This window comes from Pseudomonas sp. ABFPK (assembly GCF_001586765.1).
GTDB classification, from domain to species: Bacteria; Pseudomonadota; Gammaproteobacteria; order Pseudomonadales; family Pseudomonadaceae; genus Aquipseudomonas; species Aquipseudomonas asiatica.
Map to the genome: position 1 here is coordinate 1 of NZ_LQXW01000011.1, position 23957 is coordinate 23957.

At 62.3% G+C, this 23957-nt stretch carries 24 protein-coding genes and 1 pseudogene; 16 read left to right on the forward strand and 9 right to left on the reverse strand.

What is annotated here, in order from left to right; all coding sequences use genetic code 11:
• Window positions 1–568 precede the first annotated feature (568 nt).
• The 4 genes from WM94_RS08680 to WM94_RS08695 form a co-directional block, all read right to left on the reverse strand.
• On the reverse strand, window positions 569–1150 hold the full coding sequence (locus WM94_RS08680; RefSeq protein ID WP_061550978.1) for a hypothetical protein: 582 nt from the start codon (window positions 1148–1150) through the stop codon (window positions 569–571).
• Between the two features lie 98 nt (window positions 1151–1248).
• Window positions 1249–1623: a hypothetical protein gene (locus WM94_RS08685; protein ID WP_061550979.1), complete on the reverse strand. Its 375-nt coding sequence runs from the start codon at window positions 1621–1623 to the stop codon at window positions 1249–1251.
• A 2-nt stretch (window positions 1624–1625) separates the two neighbouring features.
• Window positions 1626–2096: a hypothetical protein gene (locus tag WM94_RS08690; protein WP_061550980.1), complete on the reverse strand. Its 471-nt coding sequence runs from the start codon at window positions 2094–2096 to the stop codon at window positions 1626–1628.
• Window positions 2097–2144: 48 nt separating this feature from the next.
• Entirely contained in the window at window positions 2145–2540 is a 396-nt protein-coding gene (locus WM94_RS08695) for a hypothetical protein (RefSeq protein WP_061551030.1), read from the reverse strand.
• A 129-nt stretch (window positions 2541–2669) separates the two neighbouring features.
• Between WM94_RS08695 and WM94_RS08700 the strand changes: the two genes are divergently transcribed.
• Entirely contained in the window at window positions 2670–3131 is a 462-nt protein-coding gene (locus WM94_RS08700; RefSeq protein ID WP_061551031.1) for a helix-turn-helix domain-containing protein, read from the forward strand.
• 274 nt (window positions 3132–3405) lie between these two features.
• Here the strand turns inward: WM94_RS08700 and WM94_RS08705 are convergent.
• Window positions 3406–3855: pseudogene (locus WM94_RS08705) on the reverse strand (cation:proton antiporter); the annotation flags it as partial.
• A 248-nt stretch (window positions 3856–4103) separates the two neighbouring features.
• On the opposite strand from WM94_RS08705, the gene WM94_RS28880 reads away from it, so the two are divergent.
• The 6 genes from WM94_RS28880 to WM94_RS08730 all read left to right on the forward strand — a co-directional run bounded on the left by WM94_RS28880 (window position 4104) and on the right by WM94_RS08730 (window position 7963).
• The gene (locus WM94_RS28880) at window positions 4104–4382 is read left to right on the forward strand and encodes a type II toxin-antitoxin system RelE/ParE family toxin (RefSeq protein ID WP_082810539.1); all 279 of its coding nucleotides are present in this window, start codon (window positions 4104–4106) and stop codon (window positions 4380–4382) included.
• Window positions 4383–4390: 8 nt separating this feature from the next.
• The gene (graA, locus tag WM94_RS08710) at window positions 4391–4690 is read left to right on the forward strand and encodes a type II toxin-antitoxin system antitoxin GraA (RefSeq protein ID WP_004375387.1); all 300 of its coding nucleotides are present in this window, start codon (window positions 4391–4393) and stop codon (window positions 4688–4690) included.
• A gap of 126 nt (window positions 4691–4816) precedes the next feature.
• Window positions 4817–5164 carry an ArsC family reductase gene (locus WM94_RS08715; protein WP_025337970.1) on the forward strand — a complete coding sequence of 116 codons (348 nt, stop codon included), beginning with the start codon at window positions 4817–4819 and terminating at the stop codon, window positions 5162–5164.
• 31 nt (window positions 5165–5195) lie between these two features.
• Window positions 5196–6230, forward strand: coding sequence for a 2,3,4,5-tetrahydropyridine-2,6-dicarboxylate N-succinyltransferase (gene dapD / locus WM94_RS08720; RefSeq protein ID WP_013971245.1), 1035 nt, complete (start codon window positions 5196–5198; stop codon window positions 6228–6230).
• Between the two features lie 120 nt (window positions 6231–6350).
• Window positions 6351–7556 carry a cysteine desulfurase gene (locus tag WM94_RS08725; protein ID WP_061550982.1) on the forward strand — a complete coding sequence of 402 codons (1206 nt, stop codon included), beginning with the start codon at window positions 6351–6353 and terminating at the stop codon, window positions 7554–7556.
• Window positions 7553–7963: a SufE family protein gene (locus WM94_RS08730; RefSeq protein ID WP_061550983.1), complete on the forward strand. Its 411-nt coding sequence runs from the start codon at window positions 7553–7555 to the stop codon at window positions 7961–7963. The genes WM94_RS08725 and WM94_RS08730 overlap by 4 nt, the downstream gene beginning before the upstream one ends.
• A gap of 23 nt (window positions 7964–7986) precedes the next feature.
• On the opposite strand, the gene tcdA is transcribed toward WM94_RS08730, so the two are convergent.
• Window positions 7987–8796 (reverse strand): tRNA cyclic N6-threonylcarbamoyladenosine(37) synthase TcdA, encoded by an 810-nt coding sequence (gene tcdA / locus WM94_RS08735; RefSeq protein ID WP_162276773.1) that lies wholly within the window; start codon window positions 8794–8796, stop codon window positions 7987–7989.
• Window positions 8797–8915: 119 nt separating this feature from the next.
• Between tcdA and WM94_RS08740 the strand changes: the two genes are divergently transcribed.
• The 4 genes from WM94_RS08740 (at window position 8916) to WM94_RS08755 (ending at window position 14063) form a co-directional block, all read left to right on the forward strand.
• Complete coding sequence (locus WM94_RS08740; RefSeq protein ID WP_061550985.1) at window positions 8916–11507, forward strand: glycosyltransferase; 2592 nt, start codon at window positions 8916–8918, stop codon at window positions 11505–11507.
• A 194-nt stretch (window positions 11508–11701) separates the two neighbouring features.
• The gene (gene dapE, locus WM94_RS08745) at window positions 11702–12853 is read left to right on the forward strand and encodes a succinyl-diaminopimelate desuccinylase (RefSeq protein ID WP_013971240.1); all 1152 of its coding nucleotides are present in this window, start codon (window positions 11702–11704) and stop codon (window positions 12851–12853) included.
• A complete protein-coding gene (locus WM94_RS08750) occupies window positions 12853–13665 on the forward strand; it encodes a putative RNA methyltransferase (protein ID WP_025337963.1) in 813 nt (270 codons plus the stop codon). The genes dapE and WM94_RS08750 overlap by 1 nt, the downstream gene beginning before the upstream one ends.
• 17 nt (window positions 13666–13682) lie before the next feature.
• Window positions 13683–14063 carry a hypothetical protein gene (locus tag WM94_RS08755; protein ID WP_039614802.1) on the forward strand — a complete coding sequence of 127 codons (381 nt, stop codon included), beginning with the start codon at window positions 13683–13685 and terminating at the stop codon, window positions 14061–14063.
• Window positions 14064–14216: 153 nt separating this feature from the next.
• Here the strand turns inward: WM94_RS08755 and WM94_RS08760 are convergent, their stop codons facing one another.
• A complete protein-coding gene (locus tag WM94_RS08760) occupies window positions 14217–14426 on the reverse strand; it encodes a cold-shock protein (RefSeq protein WP_003252255.1) in 210 nt (69 codons plus the stop codon).
• 231 nt (window positions 14427–14657) lie between these two features.
• Between WM94_RS08760 and plsB the strand changes: the two genes are divergently transcribed.
• The 5 genes from plsB (at window position 14658) to WM94_RS08785 (ending at window position 19594) form a co-directional block, all read left to right on the forward strand.
• Entirely contained in the window at window positions 14658–17144 is a 2487-nt protein-coding gene (gene plsB / locus WM94_RS08765) for a glycerol-3-phosphate 1-O-acyltransferase PlsB (RefSeq protein ID WP_061550986.1), read from the forward strand.
• A 79-nt stretch (window positions 17145–17223) separates the two neighbouring features.
• Entirely contained in the window at window positions 17224–17598 is a 375-nt protein-coding gene (locus tag WM94_RS08770; protein WP_061550987.1) for a YbaY family lipoprotein, read from the forward strand.
• 39 nt (window positions 17599–17637) lie between these two features.
• A complete protein-coding gene (locus tag WM94_RS08775) occupies window positions 17638–18351 on the forward strand; it encodes a hypothetical protein (RefSeq protein ID WP_024086392.1) in 714 nt (237 codons plus the stop codon).
• Window positions 18352–18472: 121 nt separating this feature from the next.
• Window positions 18473–18871 carry a YbaY family lipoprotein gene (locus WM94_RS08780; RefSeq protein WP_015269180.1) on the forward strand — a complete coding sequence of 133 codons (399 nt, stop codon included), beginning with the start codon at window positions 18473–18475 and terminating at the stop codon, window positions 18869–18871.
• Between the two features lie 33 nt (window positions 18872–18904).
• The gene (locus WM94_RS08785) at window positions 18905–19594 is read left to right on the forward strand and encodes a DUF4197 domain-containing protein (RefSeq protein ID WP_061550988.1); all 690 of its coding nucleotides are present in this window, start codon (window positions 18905–18907) and stop codon (window positions 19592–19594) included.
• A 131-nt stretch (window positions 19595–19725) separates the two neighbouring features.
• On the opposite strand, the gene WM94_RS08790 is transcribed toward WM94_RS08785, so the two are convergent.
• Together WM94_RS08790 and WM94_RS08795 are read right to left on the reverse strand one after the other, a co-directional pair.
• Window positions 19726–22791, reverse strand: coding sequence for an efflux RND transporter permease subunit (locus WM94_RS08790; protein ID WP_061550989.1), 3066 nt, complete (start codon window positions 22789–22791; stop codon window positions 19726–19728).
• A 6-nt stretch (window positions 22792–22797) separates the two neighbouring features.
• Window positions 22798–23898: an efflux RND transporter periplasmic adaptor subunit gene (locus tag WM94_RS08795; RefSeq protein WP_061550990.1), complete on the reverse strand. Its 1101-nt coding sequence runs from the start codon at window positions 23896–23898 to the stop codon at window positions 22798–22800.
• Window positions 23899–23957: the final 59 nt, after the last annotated feature.

A 23957-nucleotide genomic window follows, 5' to 3' on the forward strand; every position in this document is an offset into this window, starting at 1 on the left:
GCAAGAACTCTGATTTCCACGGTTTGCTCCTGGGTCAACATCGACGGCCTCGAAAAGGCCGCCAAACTAGCCCAAGTGGATCAGTTTTACTTCGCTGGGGTGGGTCAGTTTTACACTGCTGCTAACAAAGGGTGAATATGCCATAATCTTAACCTTGTACTTTCATCGTGACCTGATCATGACGCTTACAGATGCAATCATTGTCCTGCTTCTCGCCGAGAAAATTCATGGCACCGAAGAGGCCATTCGCAGATCGGCGAAGAACATGTCCAAGAAGCTACCTCGCAGCAAGCGCGGCATCATGTATGACATCGCGGAGAGCAAGAGTCCCCGAGACTTGATGCGGCACATAGCTTTGGGCTTGGATGACTAATCGCTCCAATAGCCTCCAGAGAACGCGCCAAGGCCTCTTTCGAGGAGAGCGACTCGGTACGTCCTGCACGGCTTACGCAGGCAAGCGGAGCGCGCAGGCCACGATGGCCGTAGAGGTGAGGATGGAAGCCCGAAGGGCCAAGCCCAGTTAAACTGGGCTTGGTTTACGACAGCCGTACCCAAAGGGTCACCCAAATCAGCGGTGCAGCTTACTGAAACGCTCTACGAGCCTTGAAGGAGCAATCGACTGCCACGTTTCAAGCACGGTGGTTTTATAGAACAGATTAATTCCCATCCCTACAAAAAATGCCGCAACTAAGCAGGCAAGAGTGAGTGCACAACGCGTTACATCCCCAGCATACTCTGCGAACCCATTCACAGAGCTGTAGTGATAACCATCAACAATCGAGCCCAAGCCAAAGAAGAACGCGATCCAAGCCACAACAAAAGCCACTGCAGAAATTACCGCCGCGTTCGCCCATATGCCAATTTGTGCGGTATACCGCAGGCTCGGCACCTCTATGACGTCACCACCAGCAGTCTTTACTGCATATACGAAGCCCTTATTTTTCGTTTTAGTTTTGGAATTCTGTACCATGCCATAGAATTCGTACTGCTCGCCCTTCTCCAGCTCCTCAAATATTTTTGTAGGCATGCGAAAGTTCGGGATCAGCACATCATCCAGCTTGATAATGACTTGGACGTTGTCAGAAAAACTCTCGAACACTCTGATGTCGTCAAGGCGACCCGAGAATTTAAGATACTCAAACTTGATCACTTACAGCTCCTTGCTTACTGTCTATATTGCAGGCACAGGGATACCCAGGGCATGACAAATTCACACCCCTGGCTCATTTCTAAAATTGACTTCCGCGATTAGGTGTTGGGGTAGCGATTACCCACTATGCGCCGGAATTCGTTGAAACCACGCCGCCCTCCATCGCGTTGGAATGTGGCGATAGCGTAACGAGAATGGATCGTGGTGATCACCCAAAACCGCCCTTCCTTGGCCGTAGCGAGGATGTCGGAAGTTTGGATGAGGTGGCCATCCGCGTATCGCCCGTGCGGGCCCTTCCTGGTATGCCCGAACACGACGCCAACCGCGCTGTGCCTACTGATGTGGACATTTACAAGAACCGCCGTGACCTCTTCTTCGAAGCCCTGCCCGACTGCTCGAGCAATCCGAAGCAGGTCGAAATCGGAGTAGCGTTTGACGTAAAAGTCGACTTCCACTTCGCTGTTCTCTGTCATGGTTAATGCCCCCCAAGCCCTGCAACTGAACTGGAAGTAGAGGCACGACTGCGATACAGCTCCTTTAGCCCAGTCAGGGAGTCAACTTTGATGCCTGGTTCATGGGTGTCGATGTAAACCTCACCGCCTTCAACCTCCAGGATCGAGACCGGTACTTCATCCATGCTGAAGCCCATGGTGAGAGACGTCACCTTTTGCATCTTCCAGCCATCACCTTTGTTCATCCATGCGGGTGTGACGGCTTGGACTTCCCGAACAACCAGGCTCTCATCTTGAGCCAACAACAGCTCAACGAGCCGGGCCTCATCGTTGAGCATCTCCTCATAATTCCTGAATTGGCCTTCATGAAGGCGCTGAACGCTCACGTGGTACCAGTGGGTAGCGAGAGCTCTGGAAACGCCATGCCAATGCATCAACCCGTCGCCGAACATACCGGGGATGCCGGCCATGTCAGCTTGGTGAGAACGGAACATATCTTGATCTCTGAAACAGTCGAGTCGTCACGAGCGAGGCCGTGACATCTAGAAGATTGAGAAGATGCCTTGCAGCGAAGACGACTTCCGTTGGCCTGGCCCCTTGAGCAGGTAGACGGTGTTCCTGGTCTCGAAGATGTACCCATCATTGAAGGTTCGAGCGATGGTCGACCGCACCCAATCGCCAGGCTCGAAGCGCCGCTGCTCGTCATGTACGACCTTGTGGGCAAACAAGAACATGGGCTGACATCCAGCCGCAGCTACTTTGGCCTGCTCATCTTCCGTGAGGATGGCATCTAGGATCACCCAATCCTCGACAACGCAAAGAGGCATCCGCTTGTAATGTTCTCGAGCAGCGAGGAGCACATCATCGAGGGATAGTTCAGAGCCGACCAGATCAACCCCTCCCTCCCCCAGTAGCCCGTCGCTGAGTGGGCTATCCATCAAGCACATCCCCGCATTTCATTTTTCATAAAGTACAGGCCCAGAGGCCAGACCGCCATGATGAGGAATATATTCGTTTGTTTGGCGATAGGCAAACGCGGCATACATCTTGGTTTTTGGGGATTTGTAATGTCGCTCCGCCAATCCTTTGCGGCAGTGCTCCAAATGCTGCGCCAAAGCAAAGGCAACACGCAGCGCTCCATGGCATCCAGCCTGGATCAAACGACCATCAGCAAGGTGGAGAGCGGTAAGCATTCGGTGACGTTGGATGTGAGCCAAAAATTGGCTGCTGCGCTTGATCTTGAGCTGACCGCCTTGATTGCATTGAGCGTTTCTCGGGACAGCAATCGCACGCCTAGGGAAGTCCTCCTCGCCTCGCTGGCCGAGATTGAAGCCCTCGGACTGGCTGACACCAACCAAACCTCGGAGCCTGAAAGAAAGGTTCCGCTCAACGTTTCAGCTGCGCGGAAGAAATGGCAGGCCGTACAGGAGCTGAAGGGAAAAGGGCTTACTCGAGGTCAGGCTGCAAAACAGCTTGGGATTCCCGAGTCGACGTTGCGTCGATTGTGGAATCAGGTGTCCGAAGACTGACGGTTAAGGGGCTGTTCATCTAGATGACACTAACGAAATCGACCACGGTACTGCCCGAGTTATACAGGCGACGAGTCAGCGAATCCGGAGGCAGTGCTCATACCAACCAGGCATCCATCTGGTCGCGGCGGGACATCGCTGAACTGATCGTTCTATTTACCTAATATTGAAGGTGTCCATTTCAGGCTGCGGAGAGATGGACAGTCTCTCGTTTGGACAAACCTAGGTAAACCGGGGGGTTGGCGGTGTCTGTCTGTAGCGCATATAGGGGGTATAAACTCTCGCCCTGGAGCATGTGCATCAGCGGGGTGGGCAGGCGGTCCTGGGTAATGGCCGAAACCGCCACGGCGTCGGTTGGCGACAACACTGCTGCCAGGGCGAAGGCCACTGGCAGCGGGATGCTCGGCAGCAGCCAGTGAATGAAGTAACCGGCACCGACCACGGTAAACAGCACCAGGCCCACGGCCAGCGCCACCACCGGCCCACGAATGCGCCACAACTCGCGCTTGGGAATGCGCCAGCCGTCGGCGAACAGCAACGGCGGCAGGAACAGGAACAGGAACAGCTCGGGGTCCAGTGCCACATGCAGGCCCAGTGTCGGCCAAGCGAGCAAGGCACCGGCGGCGATCTGTACCAGCGGCAAGGGCAGCGGAATCATGCGGCCGACCAGCTTCGACACGCTGACCAGCGTCAGCAGGATGAGGACGGTGTAGGCGGACTGCATCCGGGAAAGCTTCCTTTGTGAACCAGAAACGACAACAGGGCGAAACATCGCCATTGAAACAATATGTTAGCGGCGATGGGGGATTCGGGGCCGCTGCACGATAGTCGCAGGTGGCGGTTGAATATGTAACATGATGATACCCAGCAATCGTGACTGACGTTGGCGAGCATCGTGCGCTAATCAGGCTTGAATTGCTGGAATCCCGTCGTATAATCAACCTTAACGAATAACGTTAAGCATTCAGCCTCATGATTCGAAGCTTTAGCTGTGCCGACACGGAAGCACTTTTTACTCATGGAAAGACACGGCGTTGGTCAGATATCAAGTCAGTTGCGGAACGCAAACTGGCCATGCTCGATGCCGCAACAGAGCTGCGAGACCTTCGGTCGCCACCTGGCAACCGTCTCGAGGCATTGAGCGGCAACCGTGCAGGCCAGCACAGTATCCGTGTCAATGACCAATGGCGCCTGTGCTTTATCTGGACCGACAACGGGCCGATTAACGTTGAAATTGTCGATTACCACTGAGGTGCATCATGCTCAAGAACGGTATGCGTCCGATTCATCCCGGAGAAGTCCTGCGTGAGGACTTCCAGAAAGAAATGGGTTTCAGCGCCGCGGCACTGGCCCGGGCGCTAGGCGTTGCCACGCCAACCGTCAACAACATCCTGCGTGAACGGGGCGGTGTTTCCGCCGACATGGCGCTGCGCCTGTCCATCTGCCTGGACACCACCCCCGAGTTCTGGCTCAACCTGCAGACCGCCTTCGATCTGCGCACCGCCGAACAGCAACACGGTGATGAGATCATCGGTTCGGTACAGCGCCTGGTCGCTTGAGACATACCTTGATCAGTAAACATGGGCACCACGGGCGTGGCGCCGCGAGGATCGTTCCCGCATAATCCCGCGACTGAAATCGGAAAATGGAGAAATTGGGGCAGTCTGTGATCCCCAATGCACACAATGACCTACACGCTCTACGGCATCAAAGCCTGTGACACCATGAAAAAGGCACGTACCTGGCTCGAAGACCAGGCCATCGCCTACGAATTTCACGACTACAAGGCCCAAGGCATCGACCGTGACAGCCTGAACCGCTGGTGCGACGAACACGGCTGGGAAGTCATCCTCAACCGTGCCGGCACCACCTTCCGCAAGCTGGACGACGCCAGCAAGGCCGACCTCGACCAGGCCAAGGCCGTCGAGCTGATGCTGGCCCAGCCGTCGATGATCAAGCGCCCGGTGCTCGACCTTGGCGCGCGTACCCTGGTCGGCTTCAAGCCCGACCTGTACGCCGCTGCCCTGGCCTGAGCCCCTACCCTATTTCGCACGAGGTAATCACATGTCCAATACCCTGTTCAGCCTGGCCTTCGGTGTCGGCTCCCAGAACCGCCAGGGCGCCTGGCTGGAAGTGTTCTACGCACAACCGCTGCTCAACCCGAGCGCCGAACTGGTCGCTGCAGTAGCCCCTGTTCTCGGTTACCAAGGTGGCAACCAGGCCATCGCCTTCAGCAACGCCCAGGCCGCGCAACTGGCCGAAGCCGTGAAAGGTGTGGATGCCACCCAAGCCGCCCTGCTGACCCGCCTGGCCGAAAGCCACAAGCCGCTGGTCGCCACCCTGCTGGCCGAAGACGCCGCGCTGACCTCGACGCCAGAGGCCTACCTCAAGCTGCACCTGCTGTCGCACCGCCTGGTCAAGCCGCACGGCGTGAGCCTCGCTGGCATCTTCCCGCTGCTGCCGAACGTGGCCTGGACCAACCAGGGCGCGGTCGATCTGGCCGAACTCGCCGAACTGCAACTGGAAGCGCGCCTGAAGGGCGAGCTGCTGGAAGTGTTCTCGGTGGACAAGTTCCCGAAAATGACCGACTACGTGGTCCCGGCCGGCGTGCGTATCGCCGACACTGCCCGCGTGCGCCTGGGCGCCTACATCGGCGAAGGCACCACCATCATGCACGAAGGCTTCGTCAACTTTAACGCCGGCACCGAAGGCCCGGGCATGATCGAAGGCCGCGTTTCCGCTGGCGTATTCGTCGGCAAGGGCTCGGACCTGGGCGGCGGCTGCTCGACCATGGGCACCTTGTCCGGTGGCGGCAACATCGTCATCAAGGTTGGCGAAGGCTGCCTGATCGGCGCCAACGCCGGTATCGGCATTCCGCTGGGCGACCGCAACACCGTCGAAGCCGGCCTGTACATCACCGCCGGTACCAAGGTGAACCTGCTGGACGAGAACAACCAGCTGGTCAAAGTGGTCAAGGCCCGCGACCTGGCCGGCCAGACCGACCTGCTGTTCCGCCGCAACTCGCTGAACGGCGCGGTGGAGTGCAAGACCCACAAGTCGGCCATCGAGCTGAACGAGGCGCTGCACGCGCACAACTGAGAACCCTTCAACCGCTGCCGGAGCGAGCTTGCTCGCGAACAGCGGATTCTCAGCGTTTGAAATGTTAAGATCGGGTCTGGCACCACGCCAGACCCGATTTTCATTCCAGGCCCCGCGACCATGTTTCAGCCCTCCCCCTGGCGTGCCGATTTTCCCGCCATCGCCGCCCTGCAACGGCAGCACCAGACCTACCTGGACAGCGCCGCCACCACCCAGAAGCCGCAAGCCCTGCTCGATGCCCTTAGCCATTACTACGGCCATGGCGCAGCCAACGTGCACCGTGCCCAGCACTTGCCCGGCGCACTGGCGACCCAGGCCTTCGAAACCAGCCGCGACAAGGTTGCCGCCTGGCTCAATGCGGCAGACTCGCGGCAGATCATCTTCACCCACGGTGCCACTTCGGCGCTGAACCTGCTGGCCTATGGCCTGGAACACCGCTTCGAGGCCGGTGACGAAATTGCCGTCAGTGCCCTGGAGCACCATGCCAACCTGCTGCCCTGGCAACAGCTGGCGCGCCGGCGCAACCTGCGCCTGGTGGTGCTGCCGCTGGACGCCCATGGCCGCATCGACCTGGACCAGGCGCTGCAACTGATCGGCCCGCGCACCCGGGTGCTGGCGGTGAGCCAGCTGTCCAACGTACTGGGTACCTGGCAGCCGCTGCCGGCGCTGCTGGCCCATGCCCGCGCCCAAGGCGCACTGACCGTGGTCGACGGTGCCCAGGGCGTGGTGCATGGCCGCCATGATGTGCAGCAGCTTGGCTGCGACTTCTATGTGTTCTCCAGCCACAAGCTGTACGGCCCGGAAGGCGTCGGTGTGCTGTACGGCCGCAGCCAGGCGCTGGAACTGCTGCACCACTGGCAGTTCGGTGGCGAGATGGTGCAACTGGCCGAATACCACAGCGCCAGCTTCCGCCCGGCGCCGCTGGGGTTCGAGGCAGGCACGCCGCCGATCGCCGGGGTGATCGGCCTGGGTGCAGCCCTGGACTACCTGGCCAGCCTCGATGCCCAGGCGCTCGAATCCCATGAAACCAGCCTGCACCAGTACCTGCTGCGTGGCCTGGCGGACCGCGATGGCGTGCGCATCCTGGGCACGCCACAGGCGGCCCTTGCCAGTTTCGTCATCGACGGCGTGCATAACGCCGACATCGCCCACCTGCTGACCGAGCAAGGCATTGCCGTGCGTGCCGGGCACCACTGTGCCATGCCGCTGCTGCAGGGCCTGGGCCTGGAGGGTGCGATCCGCGTGTCATTGGGGCTGTATAACGACAGCGATGACTTGCAGCGCTTCTTCGCGGCGCTGGATCAAGGCCTGGAGCTGTTGCGATGACCCTGCCGGATCAGGCGCGCCAGGCGCTGGAAGCTTTCGAGCAGGGCAAGGGCTGGGAACAGCGTGCGCGGCTGCTGATGCAGTGGGGCGACCGGATGGAACCGCTGGCTGACACTGAAAAGACCGAGGCCAACCGGGTACATGGCTGCGAAAGCCTGGTATGGCTGGTGGCCGAGCAGGTCGAGGGCCTGTGGCGGTTCAAGGCCAGCAGCGATGCACGCCTGTTGCGTGGGCTGCTGGCGTTGTTGCTGGTGCGGGTGCAGGGATTGGCCAGTGAAGAACTCGCCGGGCTCGATCTGCGTGAGTGGTTCACTCAGCTGGGCCTGGAGCGCCAGCTTTCGCCATCGCGCAGCAATGGGCTGCATGCGGTGTTGCAGCGGATGGCGGAGCTGGCGTCCAACCGTTGAATCGGTGCTGGCCTCTTCGCGGTCTATTCAGGCTTGACCCGCTCCGAAGGCCGCCGCGCCCCCGCTACCAGTTTTTCCACCGCCTTGCTCGCCGCCACCATGCCAAAGGTCGCGGTCACCATCATCACCGCGCCAAAGCCACCCGAGCAGTCCAGCCGCACGCCCTCACCCACGAAGCTTTTCTGCAGGCAAACGCTGCCATCGCCCTTGGGGTAGCGCAGCTGTTCGCTGGAGAACACGCATGGCACGCCATAGTTGCGGCTGACATTGCGCGAGAAGTTGTAGTCGCGACGCAGGGTGGAACGCACCCGCGAGGCCAGCGGGTCGTTGAAGGTCTTGTTCAGGTCGGCGATCTGGATCTGTGTCGGGTCGATCTGCCCACCGGCACCACCCGTGGTGACGATGGCGATCTTGCGCCGCCGGCACCAGGCAATCAGCGCCGCCTTGGCCATGACGCTGTCGATGCAGTCGATCACACAGTCGAGGTTCTCGGTAATGTACTCGACCATGGTGTCGCGGGTGACGAAGTCGGCCACTGCATGCACCGTGCACGCCGGGTTGATCGCCCGCAGGCGCTCGGCCATGACCTCGACCTTGGGCCGCCCCACCTGCCCATCCAGCGCATGGGCCTGGCGGTTGGTGTTGCTGACGCACACGTCGTCGAGGTCGAACAGGGTGATCTCGCCCACGCCACTGCGGGCCAGCGCTTCCGCCGCCCACGAGCCTACCCCGCCAATACCGACCACGGCCACGTGGGCCTGGCCCAGACGGTGCAACCCCTGGTCGCCATACAGCCGGGCAACGCCGGCGAAGCGTGGATCTTCTGTGCTCATGTTCATACCCCAAAAAACCGGCGCGCATTATATGCCAGCGGGCCCATGGCCTGCATCGTTAGGAAAGAGACTATCAACCCTGCTTTAATGTCCTATCACTTCGACACATATGGACGACAATGTCTTCACGTAAATTCGGCCTGAACCTGGTCGTGGTCCTGGCCATCGCCGCGTTGTTCACCGGGTTCTGGGCGCTGATCAACCGCCCGGTCTCCGCCCCCGCCTGGCCAGAACAGATCTCTGGATTCTCGTATTCACCGTTCCGTCTGGGCGAAAGCCCGCAGAAGGGCCAGTACCCCAGTGACGACGAGATGCGCCAGGACTTGGAGCAGTTGAGCAAACTGACCGACAGCATCCGGATCTACACCGTGGAGGGCACCCAGGCGGATATCCCGCGCCTGGCCGAGGAATTCGGCCTGCGGGTGACGCTGGGCATCTGGATCAGCCCGGACCTGGAGCGCAACGAACGCGAAATCGCCACGGCCATTCAGCTGGCCAACACCTCGCGCAGCGTGGTACGGGTTGTGGTCGGCAACGAGGCACTGTTCCGCGAAGAAGTCACCCCGGAAAACCTGATCAAGTACCTGGACCGGGTACGCGCAGCGGTCAAGGTGCCGGTGACCACCAGTGAGCAGTGGCACATCTGGAAGGAAAACCCGCAGCTGGCCAAGCACGTCGACCTGATTGCCGCGCACATCCTGCCGTACTGGGAGTTCGTGCCGATGAAGGATTCGGTCGAGTTCGTGCTCGACCGCGCCCGCGAACTGAAGCACCAGTTCCCGCGCAAACCCCTGCTGCTGTCGGAAGTCGGCTGGCCGAGCAACGGCCGCATGCGCGGCGGCGCCGATGCCACCCAGGCTGACCAGGCCATCTACCTGCGTACCCTGGTCAACACCCTCAACCGCCGTGGTTACAATTACTTCGTCATCGAAGCCTACGACCAGCCGTGGAAGGCCAGCGACGAAGGCTCGGTAGGCGCCTACTGGGGCGTGTACAACGCCGAACGCCAGCAAAAATTCAACTTTGACGGCCCGGTGGTGGCGATCCCGCAATGGCGCGCCCTGGCGGTGGCCTCGGTAGTGCTGGCGATGATCGCCCTGATGGTACTGTTCATCGACGGTTCGGCCCTGCGCCAGCGCGGCCGCACCTTCCTGACCTTCATCACCTTCCTGTGCGGGTCGGTGCTGGTATGGATCGCCTACGACTACAGCCAGCAATACAGCACCTGGTTCAGCCTGACCGTAGGCGTGCTGCTTGCCCTCGGCGCGCTGGGCGTGTTCATCGTGCTGCTGACCGAGGCCCACGAACTGGCCGAGGCAGTATGGATACACAAGCGCCGGCGCGAATTCCTGCCGGTGCAGGCCGATAGCGCCTACCGGCCCAAGGTATCGGTACATGTGCCGTGCTACAACGAGCCGCCGGAGATGGTCAAACAGACCCTCGATGCCCTGGCCGCGCTGGATTACCCAGACTACGAAGTGCTGGTGATCGACAACAACACCAAGGACCCGGCCGTGTGGGAGCCGCTCAAGGCCCATTGCGAGAAGCTCGGCGAGCGCTTCAGGTTCTTCCACGTCGCGCCCCTGGCCGGTTTCAAGGGCGGCGCACTGAACTACCTGATCCCGCACACCGCCAAGGACGCCGAAGTGATCGCGGTGATCGACTCGGACTACTGCGTCGACCGCAACTGGCTCAAGCACATGGTGCCGCACTTCGCCGACCCGAAGATTGCCGTGGTGCAGTCGCCGCAGGACTACCGCGACCAGCACGAAAGCGCCTTCAAGAAGCTGTGTTACAGCGAGTACAAGGGCTTCTTCCACATCGGCATGGTCACCCGCAACGACCGTGACGCGATCATCCAGCACGGTACCATGACCATGACCCGCCGCAGCGTGCTGGAAGAGCTGGGCTGGGCCGAGTGGTGCATCTGCGAGGACGCCGAACTGGGCTTGCGGGTATTCGAGAAGGGCCTGTCGGCCGCCTATGCCCACAACAGCTACGGCAAGGGCCTGATGCCCGACACCTTCATCGACTTCAAGAAGCAACGCTTCCGCTGGGCCTACGGCGCCATCCAGATCATCAAGCACCACGCCAGCGCCCTGCTGCGCGGCAAGGGCAGCGAGCTGACCCGCGGCCAGCGCTACCACTTCCTGGCCGGCTGGCTGCCGTGGATCGCCGATGGCATGAACATCTTCTTCACCATCGGCGCGCTGCTGTGGTCGGCGGCGATGATCATCGTGCCGCACCGGGTCGACCCACCGCTGATGATCTTTGCCATTCCGCCGCTGGCACTGTTCTTCTTCAAGGTCGGCAAGATCATCTTCCTCTACCGCCGCGCGGTAGGGGTGAACCTGAAAGATGCCTTTGCTGCGGCGCTGGCCGGGCTGGCACTGTCGCATACCATCGCCAAGGCGGTGCTGTACGGGTTCTTCACCAGCAGCATGCCGTTCTTCCGCACACCGAAGAACGCCGACAGCCACGGGCTGCTGGTGGCGATTTCCGAGGCGCGGGAAGAGCTGTTCATCATGTTGCTGCTGTGGGGCGCAGCGCTGGGCATCTACCTGGTACAGGGGCTGCCGAGTTCGGACATGCGCTTCTGGGTGGCGATGTTGCTGGTGCAATCGTTGCCTTATGTGGCGGCGCTGGTGATGGCGTTCCTGTCTTCGCTGCCCAAGCCTGGGGAAAAGGCCGCCGAGCCGCAGCAGGCCTGAGATTGCCGGGGGCGCTTTGCGCCCCTATCGCGACACAAGGCCGCTCCTACAGGGGATCGCATCCCGTCAGATATGGCGAGATCGCCTGTAGGAGCGGCCTTGTGTCGCGATGGGCCGCAAAGCGGCCCCATTGGCCTGACGGTTTGATATAAGATAACGCCCTCAGATTTCCCCGCCTTGCCCCGGAGTTCCCCATGACGGCCCCTGCCGAGCTCTCGCCTACCCTTCAACTGGCCTGCGACCTGATCCGTCGCCCCTCGGTCACCCCCGTCGACGCCGACTGCCAGGCGCAGATGATGAACCGCTTGGGCGCCGTAGGCTTCCAGCTCGAGCCGATGCGCATCGAGGACGTCGACAATTTCTGGGCCACCCACGGCAGCCAGGATGGCCCAGTGCTGTGCTTCGCCGGCCACACCGACGTGGTACCCACCGGCCCGGTGCAGCAATGGCAGCATGAGCCGTTCGAAGCGCTGATCGACGCCGACGGCATGCTCTGCGGTCGTGGCGCCGCCGACATGAAAGGCAGCCTGGCCTCCATGGTGATTGCCAGCGAGCGCTTCGTGCAGGACTACCCGGACCACCGCGGCAAGGTCGCGTTCCTGATCACCAGCGACGAGGAAGGCCCGGCCCACCATGGCACCAAGGCCGTGGTCGAGCGCCTGAAAGCACGCAACGAGCGCCTGGACTGGTGCATCGTCGGCGAACCCTCCAGCACCACCCTGCTGGGTGACGTGGTCAAGAATGGCCGCCGTGGCTCGCTGGGCGCCAAGCTGACCGTGCGCGGCAAGCAGGGCCATGTGGCCTACCCGCACCTGGCGCGCAACCCGATCCACCTGGCCGCTCCGGCCCTGGCGGAACTGGCGGCCGAGCACTGGGACGAAGGCAACGCGTTCTTCCCGCCGACCAGTTTCCAGATCTCCAACCTCAATTCCGGCACCGGCGCCACCAACGTGGTCCCCGGCGAGCTGACCGCCCTATTCAACTTCCGTTTCTCTACCGAGTCCACCGTCGAAGGCCTGCAGGCGCGGGTGTCGGCGATCCTCGACAAGCATGAGCTGGACTGGTCGATCGACTGGGCGCTGTCGGGCCTGCCGTTCCTTACCGAACCGGGCGAATTGCTGGACGCCGTCTCGGCCAGCATCAAGGGCGTCACCGGCCGCGACACCCAGCCGTCGACCAGCGGCGGTACCTCCGATGGGCGCTTCATCGCCACCATGGGCACCCAGGTGGTCGAGCTCGGCCCGGTCAACGCCACCATCCACCAGGTGGATGAGCGGATCCTGGCCAGCGATCTCGACCTGCTGACCGAAATCTATTACCAGACCCTGGTCCGGTTGCTCGCCTGATGCTCGCCTGCCCTCTTTGCCAGGCGCCACTGAGCCGGCTCGACAACGGTGTGGTGTGCCCGGCCGGCCACCGCTTCGACCGGGCCCGCCAGGGTTACCTGAACCTGCTGCCGGTGCAGCACAAGAACAGCCGCGACCCGGGTGACAACCAGGCCATGGTCGAAGCCCGCCGCGATTTCCTCGACGCCGGCCACTACGCGCCGGTGGCGCGCCGCCTGGCCGAGCTGGCCGCCGAACGCCAGCCCGGGGCCTGGCTGGACATCGGCTGTGGCGAGGGTTACTACACTGCGCAAATCGCCCAGGCACTGCCGGCCGCCGACGGCTATGCCCTGGATATTTCCCGCGAGGCAGTCAAGCGTGCCTGCCGTCGCGCGCCCGAGGTTACCTGGATGGTCGCCAGCATGGCCCGCGTGCCGCTGGCCGACGCCAGCTGCCAGTTCATCGCCAGCGTATTCAGCCCGCTGGACTGGGCCGAGGCCAAGCGCCTGCTCAGCCCGGGCGGCGGCCTGATGCGGGTCGGCCCCACCAGCGGCCACCTGATGGAACTGCGCGAAGTGCTCTACGATGAAGTACGCCCTTACGCCGACGACAAACACTTGGCCCTGGTCCCCGAAGGCATGGCCCATGCCCACAGCGAAACCCTGGAGTTCCGCCTGAGCCTGGCCGCGCCCAAGGCCCGCGCCGACCTGCTGGCCATGACCCCGCACGGCTGGCGCGCCAGTGCCGAAAAGCGTGCCCGGGTGATTGACCAGCCCGAGCCGTTCGAAGTCACGGTTTCAATGCGTTATGACTATTTCGTGCGCCAAGACTGAGCACACCCGGAGCCCTTATGCGCCAACCTGATATCGAGATCTACCTGAAGGACGCCGACGTCGACCACAAGCAGATTGCCGAGTGGCTCGCCCAGGCAATCGGCCCCTGCAGCGAATGGAAGCAGAAAGGCCATACCTTCAAATGCCAGGCCGGTAACATTCCGGTCACCTGGCTACCCAAGGCTGTAGGGAAATGGAACAGCCTGTACCTGGAAAGCGACCAGACGCCGTGGGCCGATGACGTTGCCTGCGCCCGCGCCGCATTTGCCGCACTGGGCGTGGAAGTGCGCTGCGCGCCAGGTGGCTGGGTGGAGGAAGATGGGGAAGAAGATGCCGACCGCTGGGTCCGCATCAGCGCCGACGGTGAAGAGGAAATCACCTGGCGCACCGGAGGTTGATTCCTGTAGGAGCGGCCTTGTGTCGCGAAGGGCCGCAAAGCGGCCCCCTGACAATGGCGGCACGGCACCTGTTGCCGGGGCCGCTACGCAGCCCTTTCGCGACACAAGGCCGCTCCTACACAAGCCGCGTCAGCCGGCCATTACAGCAGAGGCTCAGAGGCCTACCACGTCCTCGGCTTGCAGGCCTTTCTGGCCCTGCACGCAGGCGTATTCCACCCGCTGACCTTCGACCAGGGTACGATGCCCCTCACCGCGGATCGCCCGATAGTGGACGAATACATCCGCACCACCTTCGCGCTGAATGAAGCCATAACCCTTGGCATCGTTGAACCACTTTACATTCCCAGTCTCACGAGACGACATCTGAACTACTCCGGATTTTTATTGTGAAGATCGCCTTGCAGACACAGAGTCCCTCCCTGTGTCGACGCCGCTTGCGCAAATATCTTGCAAGTGGCAGGCCGAGTATATGACACAGAACAAAAAAATTTGATGACCGTCGCGCCGTTCGGCGATTTTTGCTGAACTTGCGCGGATACGGCAGACTAATTGGCTGGATACCCACCTGAAAACCACCCCCAGGGCACACACCCCATGACCCGTTCCCCCCTGCGCCGCCTGATCTTCGGCGCCCTGCGTCGCCTGTTGTACCTGTGGGTGCGCTCCGAGACCATCAACCAGTCCTCCCTCACCCTCAAGCTCGACCGCAGCCGCCCGGTTTTCTATGCCCTGCCCTCGCCCGCGCTCACCGACCTGGCCGTGCTCGACCATGAATGCACCAAGGCAGGCCTGCCGCGCCCGGTGCTGCCGGTGGCGGTTGGCCCACTGCAGGAACCGGCGGCATTCTTCTACCTGACCCCGGACCCGGACTGGCTCGGCCGCCATGACAAGCGCGGCGCCCCGCCTACCCTGGAGCGCCTGGTCGCCGCCGTGAGCCAGCATGCCGAAGAGGATGCGCAGATCATTCCGGTCAGTGTGTTCTGGGGCCAGACCCCGGCGAGTGAATCCAGCCCGTGGAAGTTGCTGTTCGCCGACAGCTGGGCGGTTACCGGGCGCCTGCGCCGGCTGCTGACCGTGCTGATCCTCGGGCGCAAGACCCGGGTGCAGTTCTCCGCACCCATCCACCTGCGCGAACTGGTACAGCACAACAAAGGCCACGAGCGCACCGTACGCATGGCCCAGCGCCTGATGCGCGTACACTTTCGCAACCTGAAGACCGCAGTCATCGGGCCGGACATCTCGCACCGGCGCAACCTGGTCAAAGGCCTGATCCACGCGCCCCAGGTGCGCCAGGCCATCGTCGATGAGGCGCAGCGGGAAAACCTGCCGCTGGCCAAGGCCGAAGCCCAGGCCCTGCGCTATGGCAACGAGATTGCCTCGGACTACACCTACACCGCGATCCGCTTCCTCGAAGTAGTGCTGAGCTGGTTCTGGAACAAGATCTACGACGGCATCAAGGTCAACCACATCGAGCAAGTGCAAGGCATAGCACCCGGCCACGAAGTGATCTATGTGCCGTGCCACCGCAGCCACATCGACTACCTGCTGCTGTCGTACCTGCTGTTCCGCAACGGCCTGACGCCGCCGCACGTGGCCGCGGGCATCAACCTCAACATGCCGCTGGTGGGTAACCTGCTACGCCGTGGCGGCGCCTTCTTCATGCGCCGCACGTTCAAGGGCAACCCGCTGTACACCGCGGTGTTCAACGAGTACCTGCACACCCTGTACACCAAGGGCTTTCCGGTCGAGTACTTCGTCGAAGGCGGGCGCTCGCGCACCGGGCGCATGCTGCAGCCGCGCACCGGGATGCTGGCCATTACCCTGCGCAGCTTCCTGCGTTCGTCGCGTACGCCGATCGTTTTCGTGCCGGTTTACATCGGCTACGAGCGCGTGCTCGAAGGCCGCACCTACCTGGGCGAGCTGCGCGGTGCCAGCAAGAAGAAAGAGTCGATCTTCGATATCTTCAAGGTGTTCGGCGCGCTCAGGCAGCGATTTGGCCAGGTGTACGTGAACTTTGGCGAGCCGATCCGCCTGGCCGGTTTCCTCGACCAGCAACAACCCGGCTGGCGTGAACAGGACCACGGCCCGCAGTACCGCCCGGCCTGGCTCAACGCCACCACCACCCGCCTGGGCGAAACCGTTGCCCGCCACCTCAACGAGGCGGCCGCTATCAACCCGGTCAACCTGGTGGCGCTGGCGCTGCTGTCCACCACCCGCCTGGCCCTGGACGAGCGCGCCCTGACCCGCGTGCTCGACCTGTACCTGGCCTTGCTGCGCCAGGTACCCTACTCGCCGCACACCACCCTGCCCGACGGCGACGGCCAGGCGCTGATCGAGCACGTGCGCGGGATGAACCTGGTTGCCGAGCAGAAGGACGCCCTGGGCCGCATCCTGTACCTGGATGAAGGCAACGCGGTACTGATGACCTATTACCGCAACAACGTGCTGCACATCTTCGCCCTGCCGGCGCTGCTGGCCAGCTTCTTCCTCAGCAGCTCGCGCATGAGCCGCGAACTGCTGGGCCAGTATGTACACGCGCTGTATCCCTACCTGCAGGCCGAACTGTTCCTGCGCTGGACGCCGGAACAACTGGATGCGGTGATCGACCAGTGGCTGGCCGCACTGGTCGAGCAAGGGCTGCTGCGCCAGGACAACGCCATCTACATTCGCCCGGCGCCCAGCTCGCGGCAGTTCGTGTTGCTGACCCTGCTCGCCCGCACTATCACCCAGACCCTGCAGCGTTTCTACATGGCCACCTCGCTGTTGCTCAACAGCGGGCAGAACAGCCTCAGCGCCGAAGAACTGGAAGACCTGTGCGTGATGATGGCCCAGCGCCTGTCGATCCTGCACGGCCTGAACGCCCCGGAATTCTTCGACAAGACCCTGTTCCGCCACTTCATCCAGACCTTGGTCGAGCAAGGCGTGCTGCATGCTGACGCCCAGGGCAAGCTCGGTTATCGCAACAAGCTCGGTGAGCTGGCCGAAGGCGTGGCCAAGCGCGTGCTTTCTGCGGAACTGCGCCTGTCGATCCGCCAGGTGGCATTGCACCGCGATGAGCCTGCGGAGGTTATACAGCGGTAGCTTTTCAGGCTGCTCTCAGCCCTTGGGAGGGATCAGGATCACGGTGTTCTTCAGCACATCCCTCTCAAGGAGCACCAACATGACTCAAATGAAAAGGCTGGACGTTGAAATCGTTTCCTCTGGCGATAACACGCTCGCACCGTCCGGCCTGGTTGAATTGAAGCTGATCGATATTTCGAAGGCAGATGCGCGCTCCATCAGCCTTGCCGAGTTGCGTCTGCGCTGTGGCGGCCTGATGCCGATCAAACTGCCGCTGACGTTTGATACCAGCCTTATCGAGCCACGCCGCAGCTATGCCCTCGCCGCGCGCATCGAGATAGACGGCCAACTGCGCTACATCACCACCAGCCGTCACTCGATAGAACCAGCCACGGTATCGGGTACACAACGGGTGACTGTCGACCAGATTGCCACCGAAAACGGTCGCCAGTTCAACGACAACCTCGCTGACTGACTGGCGCCTGTCCCCATGACCGAACCGAGGAAAACCAACATGCTACCCGCCAACTTCATCGAGATCCGCGGGACCGTGCTTGTCCCGTCGTGCATCCATACAGCTGAAGGCGCACCGCACCTTGGCGTACGCGTACAGTTGGGCACGGATGAGAACAAGATCATCCTGGCCGCCTGGGGGTGCCAGACGCTTGGCGTCGCAATGCCCTTCAACTTGCTGCTGGACCGCAATAGCCTGCCGGAAGGTGCCGAACCAACGCTAGTGGCCAGTTATGGTGTTGGCGTCAATGAAGAGCCAAACGGCTTGAGCCTGTCGATGCCACTTGCAATCGACCAGCCTGAGCCAAACCCTCCCATGGTACTGAGGATACCCGCCCAGCCTGGCGAGCAAAGTCAGCAGCCCCTGTCGCCCGCGATCATCGAAATGAAGAACATCATCGAGATTCCCGAAGAGTTGCTAAGGCCACAGGCGCTGATGACGTTCGGCCTGTATCGGACCCAGGAAGACGGTTACAGCAACAGAAGCTCCAGCTACATTGCCGGTGCCGCCCTGTGGCCGACACAGGGACCTGTGACGCTTACCACGTACCTGGATGGCAACACAGTCAATGACGACGAACCCTTGCATCTGCGCGTGGCCTACTACGACCCACATACCATGACCCCGTACGCCGGGAGAACGCTGCGCGGCCTGACCCTTCAAAGCGTTACCGAACTGGAGGCAATCAGCCTGCGACCGCCGCGCCGTAGCTGAATATTGCGCTTCGCCTTGCTCTCCCCCTCTTTGTCGCATCTTCATCAAGGACCCACCAGAAGAAATCCGCTAAAGTCCCTGGGGTTGGCCACAAGCCAACGCCAAGGACTTCGGAGATACCATGAAAAAGCTCTTTATGCTGTGTTGCGCATCCTTGCTAGCAGCCTGTTCCAGCCATACCCCGTCCAACCAGGCCAGCCTGGATGGCGAAGTCTTCTACCTGCAACGCAGTGCCCTGCCACCGGCCGCCACCCTCAGCGTGGAGCTGCAGGACGTCTCGCTGATGGACGCCCCGGCGGTTACCCTGGCCCGCCAGGCTGGCCCGGTCAAAGGCAACGTACCGCTGCCATTCCACCTCATCTACGACCCGGCCCAGGTCAAGCCAGGCCACCGCTATGCGGTAAGCGCGCGCATCGAGCTGGACGGCAAGCTGCTGTTCATAAACACCGAGCACCACGGTGTCATGCTCGACGGCAGTGACCCTCAGCCCGTGCGGATCAAGGTCGATCCGGTCCGCTGACACCCGTATTCATCTGTTTACAAGGAAAGCTTCATGATCCGCACTTCCCTGCGCTTCACCACCCTGTGTGCCGGCCTGCTGCTGTCGGCCAGTGCCCTGGCCCTGTCGCTGGGCGATCTGACCCAGAAAGACGCCACTGGCGGCCTGAAGGATGCCTTGACCCAAGGCGCACAATTGGCCGTCAAGCAGCTGAGCACCCCGGGCGGCTTCAGCGACAACCCCGACGTGCGCATCGAACTGCCTGGCAACCTGGGCAAGGCCGCCAAAGCGATGAAGATGTTCGGCAAGGGTGAACAGGTCGAGGCCTTGGAAACCAGCATGAACAAGGCCGCCGAGGCTGCCGTGCCGCAGGCCCAGGCGATTCTGGTAGATGCCGTGAAGAACATGAGCGTGACCGATGCCAAGGGCATCCTCGCCGGCGGTGACGACTCGGCCACCCAGTACCTGAACAAGAGCAGCCGCGAGCAGATCCGCGCCAAGTTCCTGCCGATCGTCAAGCAGGCTACCGACAAGGTTGGCCTGGCTCAGCAGTACAACAACTTTGCCGGGCAGGCAGTGGCGTTGGATGTGGTCGATGCCAAGAGCGCCAGCATCGAGAACTACGTTACTGAAAAGGCACTGGATGGCCTGTTCGAGATGATTGCCAAGCAGGAGCAGAGCATTCGCCAGAACCCGGCTGAAGCGGCTACCAGCCTGGCCAAGAAGGTCTTCGGCGCCCTCTGAATCCCGGTTGTCGCAAATCCTTGTAGGAGCAGCCTTGTGCTGCGAAGAGGCCGGCACAGCAACATGAATTTTCATGTGCTGCCCCGGCCTCTTCGCAGCACAAGGCTGCTCCTACAGTGCGATGACAGCCGCTAGGCTTTCTTCACCCTGAACCAAGCCGCATACAACGCCGGCAAGAACAGCAGGGTAAGCACGGTGGCCACGATCAACCCGCCCATGATCGCCACCGCCATCGGCCCGTAGAACACACTGCGCGACAACGGGATCATCGCCAGCACCGCCGCCAGAGCAGTCAGCACGATCGGGCGGAAGCGCCTCACCGTGGCTTCGATGATCGCTTGCCAGCGATCCAGCCCCGCCGCGATGTCCTGCTCGATCTGGTCCACCAGGATCACCGAGTTGCGCATGATCATCCCCGCCAGGGCAATGGTGCCAAGCATGGCGACAAAGCCGAACGGCTGGCGGAATACCAGCAAGAACAAGGTCACGCCAATCAACCCCAGCGGCGCCGTGAGGAACACCATCACCGTGCGCGAGAAGCTGCGCAGCTGGATCATCAGCAAGCTCAGCACCACCACCACGAACAGCGGCATGCCGGCATTCACCGACTTCTGCCCGCGCTCGGAGTCCTCGACCGTGCCGCCCACTTCCAGCAAATAACCATCCGGCAGCTTGGCACGAATGTCACGCAGGGTCGGTTCTATCTGTTTCACCAGCGTCGCCGGCTGCTCCTTGTCGTAGATATCGGCGCGCACGGTCACCGTCGGCAAGCGGTTACGGTGCCAGATGATGCCCTCCTCGAAGCCGTACTCCAGGGTCGCGACCTGCGACAACGCCACGCTCTGGCCATTGTCGGTCGGCAGTGCCAAGCTGCCGAGGTTGCCCAGCTCGCTGCGTTCCTGCCGGGTGCCGCGCAGCAGGATCTCGATCAACTCATTGTCCTCGCGATACTGGCTGACCGTGGTGCCGGTCAGCGAGCTTTGCAGGAAGCTCGACAGGTGAGCGGTACTCACGCCCAAGGCGCGGGCGCGGTCCTGGTCGATTTCGAGGAAAACCGCCTTGCTCGGCTCTTCCCAGTCCAGGTGCACGTTCACCACATGCGGGTTCTGGCGCACCTTGTCGGCCACTTCACGGGCCAGCTCACGGGCCTTCTCGATGTGCTCGCCAGTCACCCGGAACTGCACCGGGTACCCCACGGGCGGGCCGTTTTCCAGGCGGGTGACCCGGGCACGCAGGTCGGGGAACTGCTGGTCCATGGTGCTGATCAGCCAGCTGCGCAGGCGCTCGCGGTCTTCCATCGACTTGGCCAGTACCACGAACTGGGCGAAGCTGGCCGCCGGCAGCTGCTGGTCCAGTGGCAGGTAGAAACGCGGCGAACCGGTGCCCACGTAGGCCACATAATTGTCGATACCTTCCTGCTGCTTGAGCAACGCCTCCAGTTGCTTGACCCGCTCGGCGGTGTTGGCCAGCGAGGCACCCTCGGCCAGTTTCAGGTCGACCATCAACTCCGGGCGCCCTGAGGCCGGGAAGAACTGCTGGGGCACGAAACGGAACAGCAGGATACTGCCGACAAAGGCGGCAATGGTCAGCAGGATCACCGTCTTGCGCCGCCGCACACACCACTCCACCACACGCCGTACACGCTGGTAGAACGGTGTGGCGTAAGGGTCTGGCGCGTGGCCGTCCTTGCCATGACGGGAGGCATGCAGCTTGGCCAGGTCCGGCAGCAGGCGCTCGCCCAGGTAAGGCACGAATACCACGGCGGCCACCCAGGAGGTCAGCAAGGCAATGGTCACCACCTGGAAAATCGAACGGGTGTACTCGCCCGTACTGGAGGCCGCCGTGGCAATGGGCAGGAAGCCCGCCGCCGTGATCAGGGTGCCGGTAAGCATCGGGAACGCGGTGCTGCTCCAGGCGTAGCTGGCCGCCTTGAGGCGGTCGTAGCCCTGCTCCATCTTGATCGCCATCATCTCCACGGCAATGATCGCATCATCGACCAACAAGCCCAGGGCCAGCACCAGCGCGCCGAGGGAGATCTTGTGCAGGCCGATACCGAAGTAGTGCATGGCGGCGAAGGTCATGGCCAGCACCAACGGGATGGCCAGCGCCACCACCAGCCCCGTGCGCAGGCCCAACGAGAAGAAACTCACCAGCAGCACGATGACCAGCGCCTCGACCAGCACCTGGACAAACTCGCCCACGCCGGCCTTGACCGCCGCCGGCTGGTCCGAGACCTTGCGCAGTTCCATGCCGGCCGGCAGGCTGCGTGCCAGGCGCTCGAACTCGCTTTCCAATGCCTTGCCCAGCACCAGGATGTCGCCGCCGTCCTTCATCGAAACCGCCAGGCCAATGGCATCCTCGCCCATGAAGCGCATGCGCGGTGCGGGCGGGTCGTTGAAGCCGCGGTGCACCTCGGCCACATCGCCGATACGGAAGGTGCGTTCAGCTATGCGGATGGGGAACTGGCGGATCTGCTCGACGCTGTCGAAGCGCCCGCTCACCCGCAGTTGCAGGCGCTCGCTGGGCGTTTCGAAGAAACCGGCGGTGCTGACCGCATTCTGCTCCTGCAGGGCCTGCTGCACGGCCTCCAGCGGCACGCCAAGGGTGGCCAGCTTGACGTTGGATAGCTCGATCCAGATTTTCTCGTCCTGCAGCCCGATCAGCTCGACCTTGCCCACGTCCTTGACCCGCTGCAACTGGATCTGGATACGGTCGGCATAGTCCTTGAGCACCGCGTAGTCGAAGCCCTCACCGGTCAGTGCATAGATATTGCCGAAGGTGGTGCCGAACTCGTCATTGAAGAACGGGCCCTGGATCTCCGGCGGCAAGGTGTGGCGGATGTCCGCGACCTTCTTGCGGATCTGGTACCACAGCTCGGGGATGTCCTTGGAATGCAGCGAGTCGCGGGCCATGAAGGTGACCTGCGATTCGCCCGGGCGGGAGAACGAGACGATCCGCTCGTACTCGCCGGTTTCCATCAGCTTTTTTTCGATGCGCTCGGTGACCTGACGCGACACTTCCTCAGCGGTGGCACCGGGCCACAGGGTACGAATGACCATGGCCTTGAAGGTGAACGGCGGGTCCTCACTCTGGCCGAGCTTGGTGTAGGACATGGCGCCAATGGCCGCCAGCAGGATCATCAGGAACAGGACGATCTGGCGGTTGCGCAGCGCCCAGGCAGAAAGGTTGAAACCCATCGGGACTTACTCCTTGGCCGTCAGGTTCACTACGCGGTTGGTACGGTCCACGGGGCGTATCTCCTGGCCCTCGCGCAATACATGGCCACCCGCGGCGACAACCCAGTCGCCGGGGGCGAGGCCTTCGAGCACGGGTACGCTGTCGGCGCCGTAGGGCCCCAGGCGCACCACTGCCCGCTCCAAGCGGCTGTCCTTGTTGACCCGCCAGACGTAGGCCTGGCCGTTTTCCGCTGTGACTGCCGACAGGGGCACCGCCAACGGGATCAGCCCTTCGTGGGCGATGAACACCCGGGCGCTCTGGCCCAGCTCCGCCGGGGTGTCGGCCGAGGTAAAGGCGATGCGGGCAGCGAAAGTGCGCGAACGTGGGTCGGCAGCCGGTGACAGCTCGCGGATACGCCCCTGGAAGCGCTCCTGCGGGTGCGACCATAGCTCCACGCTCACCGGCTGGCCCACGGCAAAGCGGGCGAACTGCTGCTCCGGCAGGCCGATGGCGACTTCCCGCTCGCCATCTGCGGCCAGGGTGAACACGGTCTGCCCTGCGCCGACCACCTGGCCCACTTCCACCTGGCGCTTGGCGATCACCCCGGCCTGCGGGGCGCGCAGCACAGCATATTCAGCCTGGTTGCCAGCCACGTCGAACTCGGCCTTGGCCTGTTTCAGCCGGGCCAGGCCGGCACGGTAGAGATTTTCGGCGTTATCGAACTGGGAATGGCTGACCATTTGCCGGTCCAGCAGCTTCTGGTAGCGATCGCGCTCGGCGCGCACCAGCGACAGGTTGGCCTCGGCGGCTGCCAGCTGGGCACGGTTGGCCTCCAGTTGCAGGCGCACATCCTGCGGGTCCAGTTCGGCCAGCGGCTGGTCGGCCTTTACCCGCTGCCCCTCCTCGACCAGGCGCTTGCTGACCTTGCCGCCTATGCGGAAAGCCAGTTCCGGCTCGAAGCGTGCACGCACTTCACCGGGGTAACTGTCGGCAGCGGCTTCGGCCGGCTGCGGCTGCACCACCAGCGCCGGGCGCGGCGCAGCCGGTGGGGCGGCTTCCTGGCCGCACGCCGCCAGCAACAGCGCGGCAGCGGCAGACAGAGCAATGAACAAGGCATGGCGCAACATGATGAATCCTTTCGCGGAGGGCACATTCAATATTTGTACTGGAGAGTATATTAAGTCAG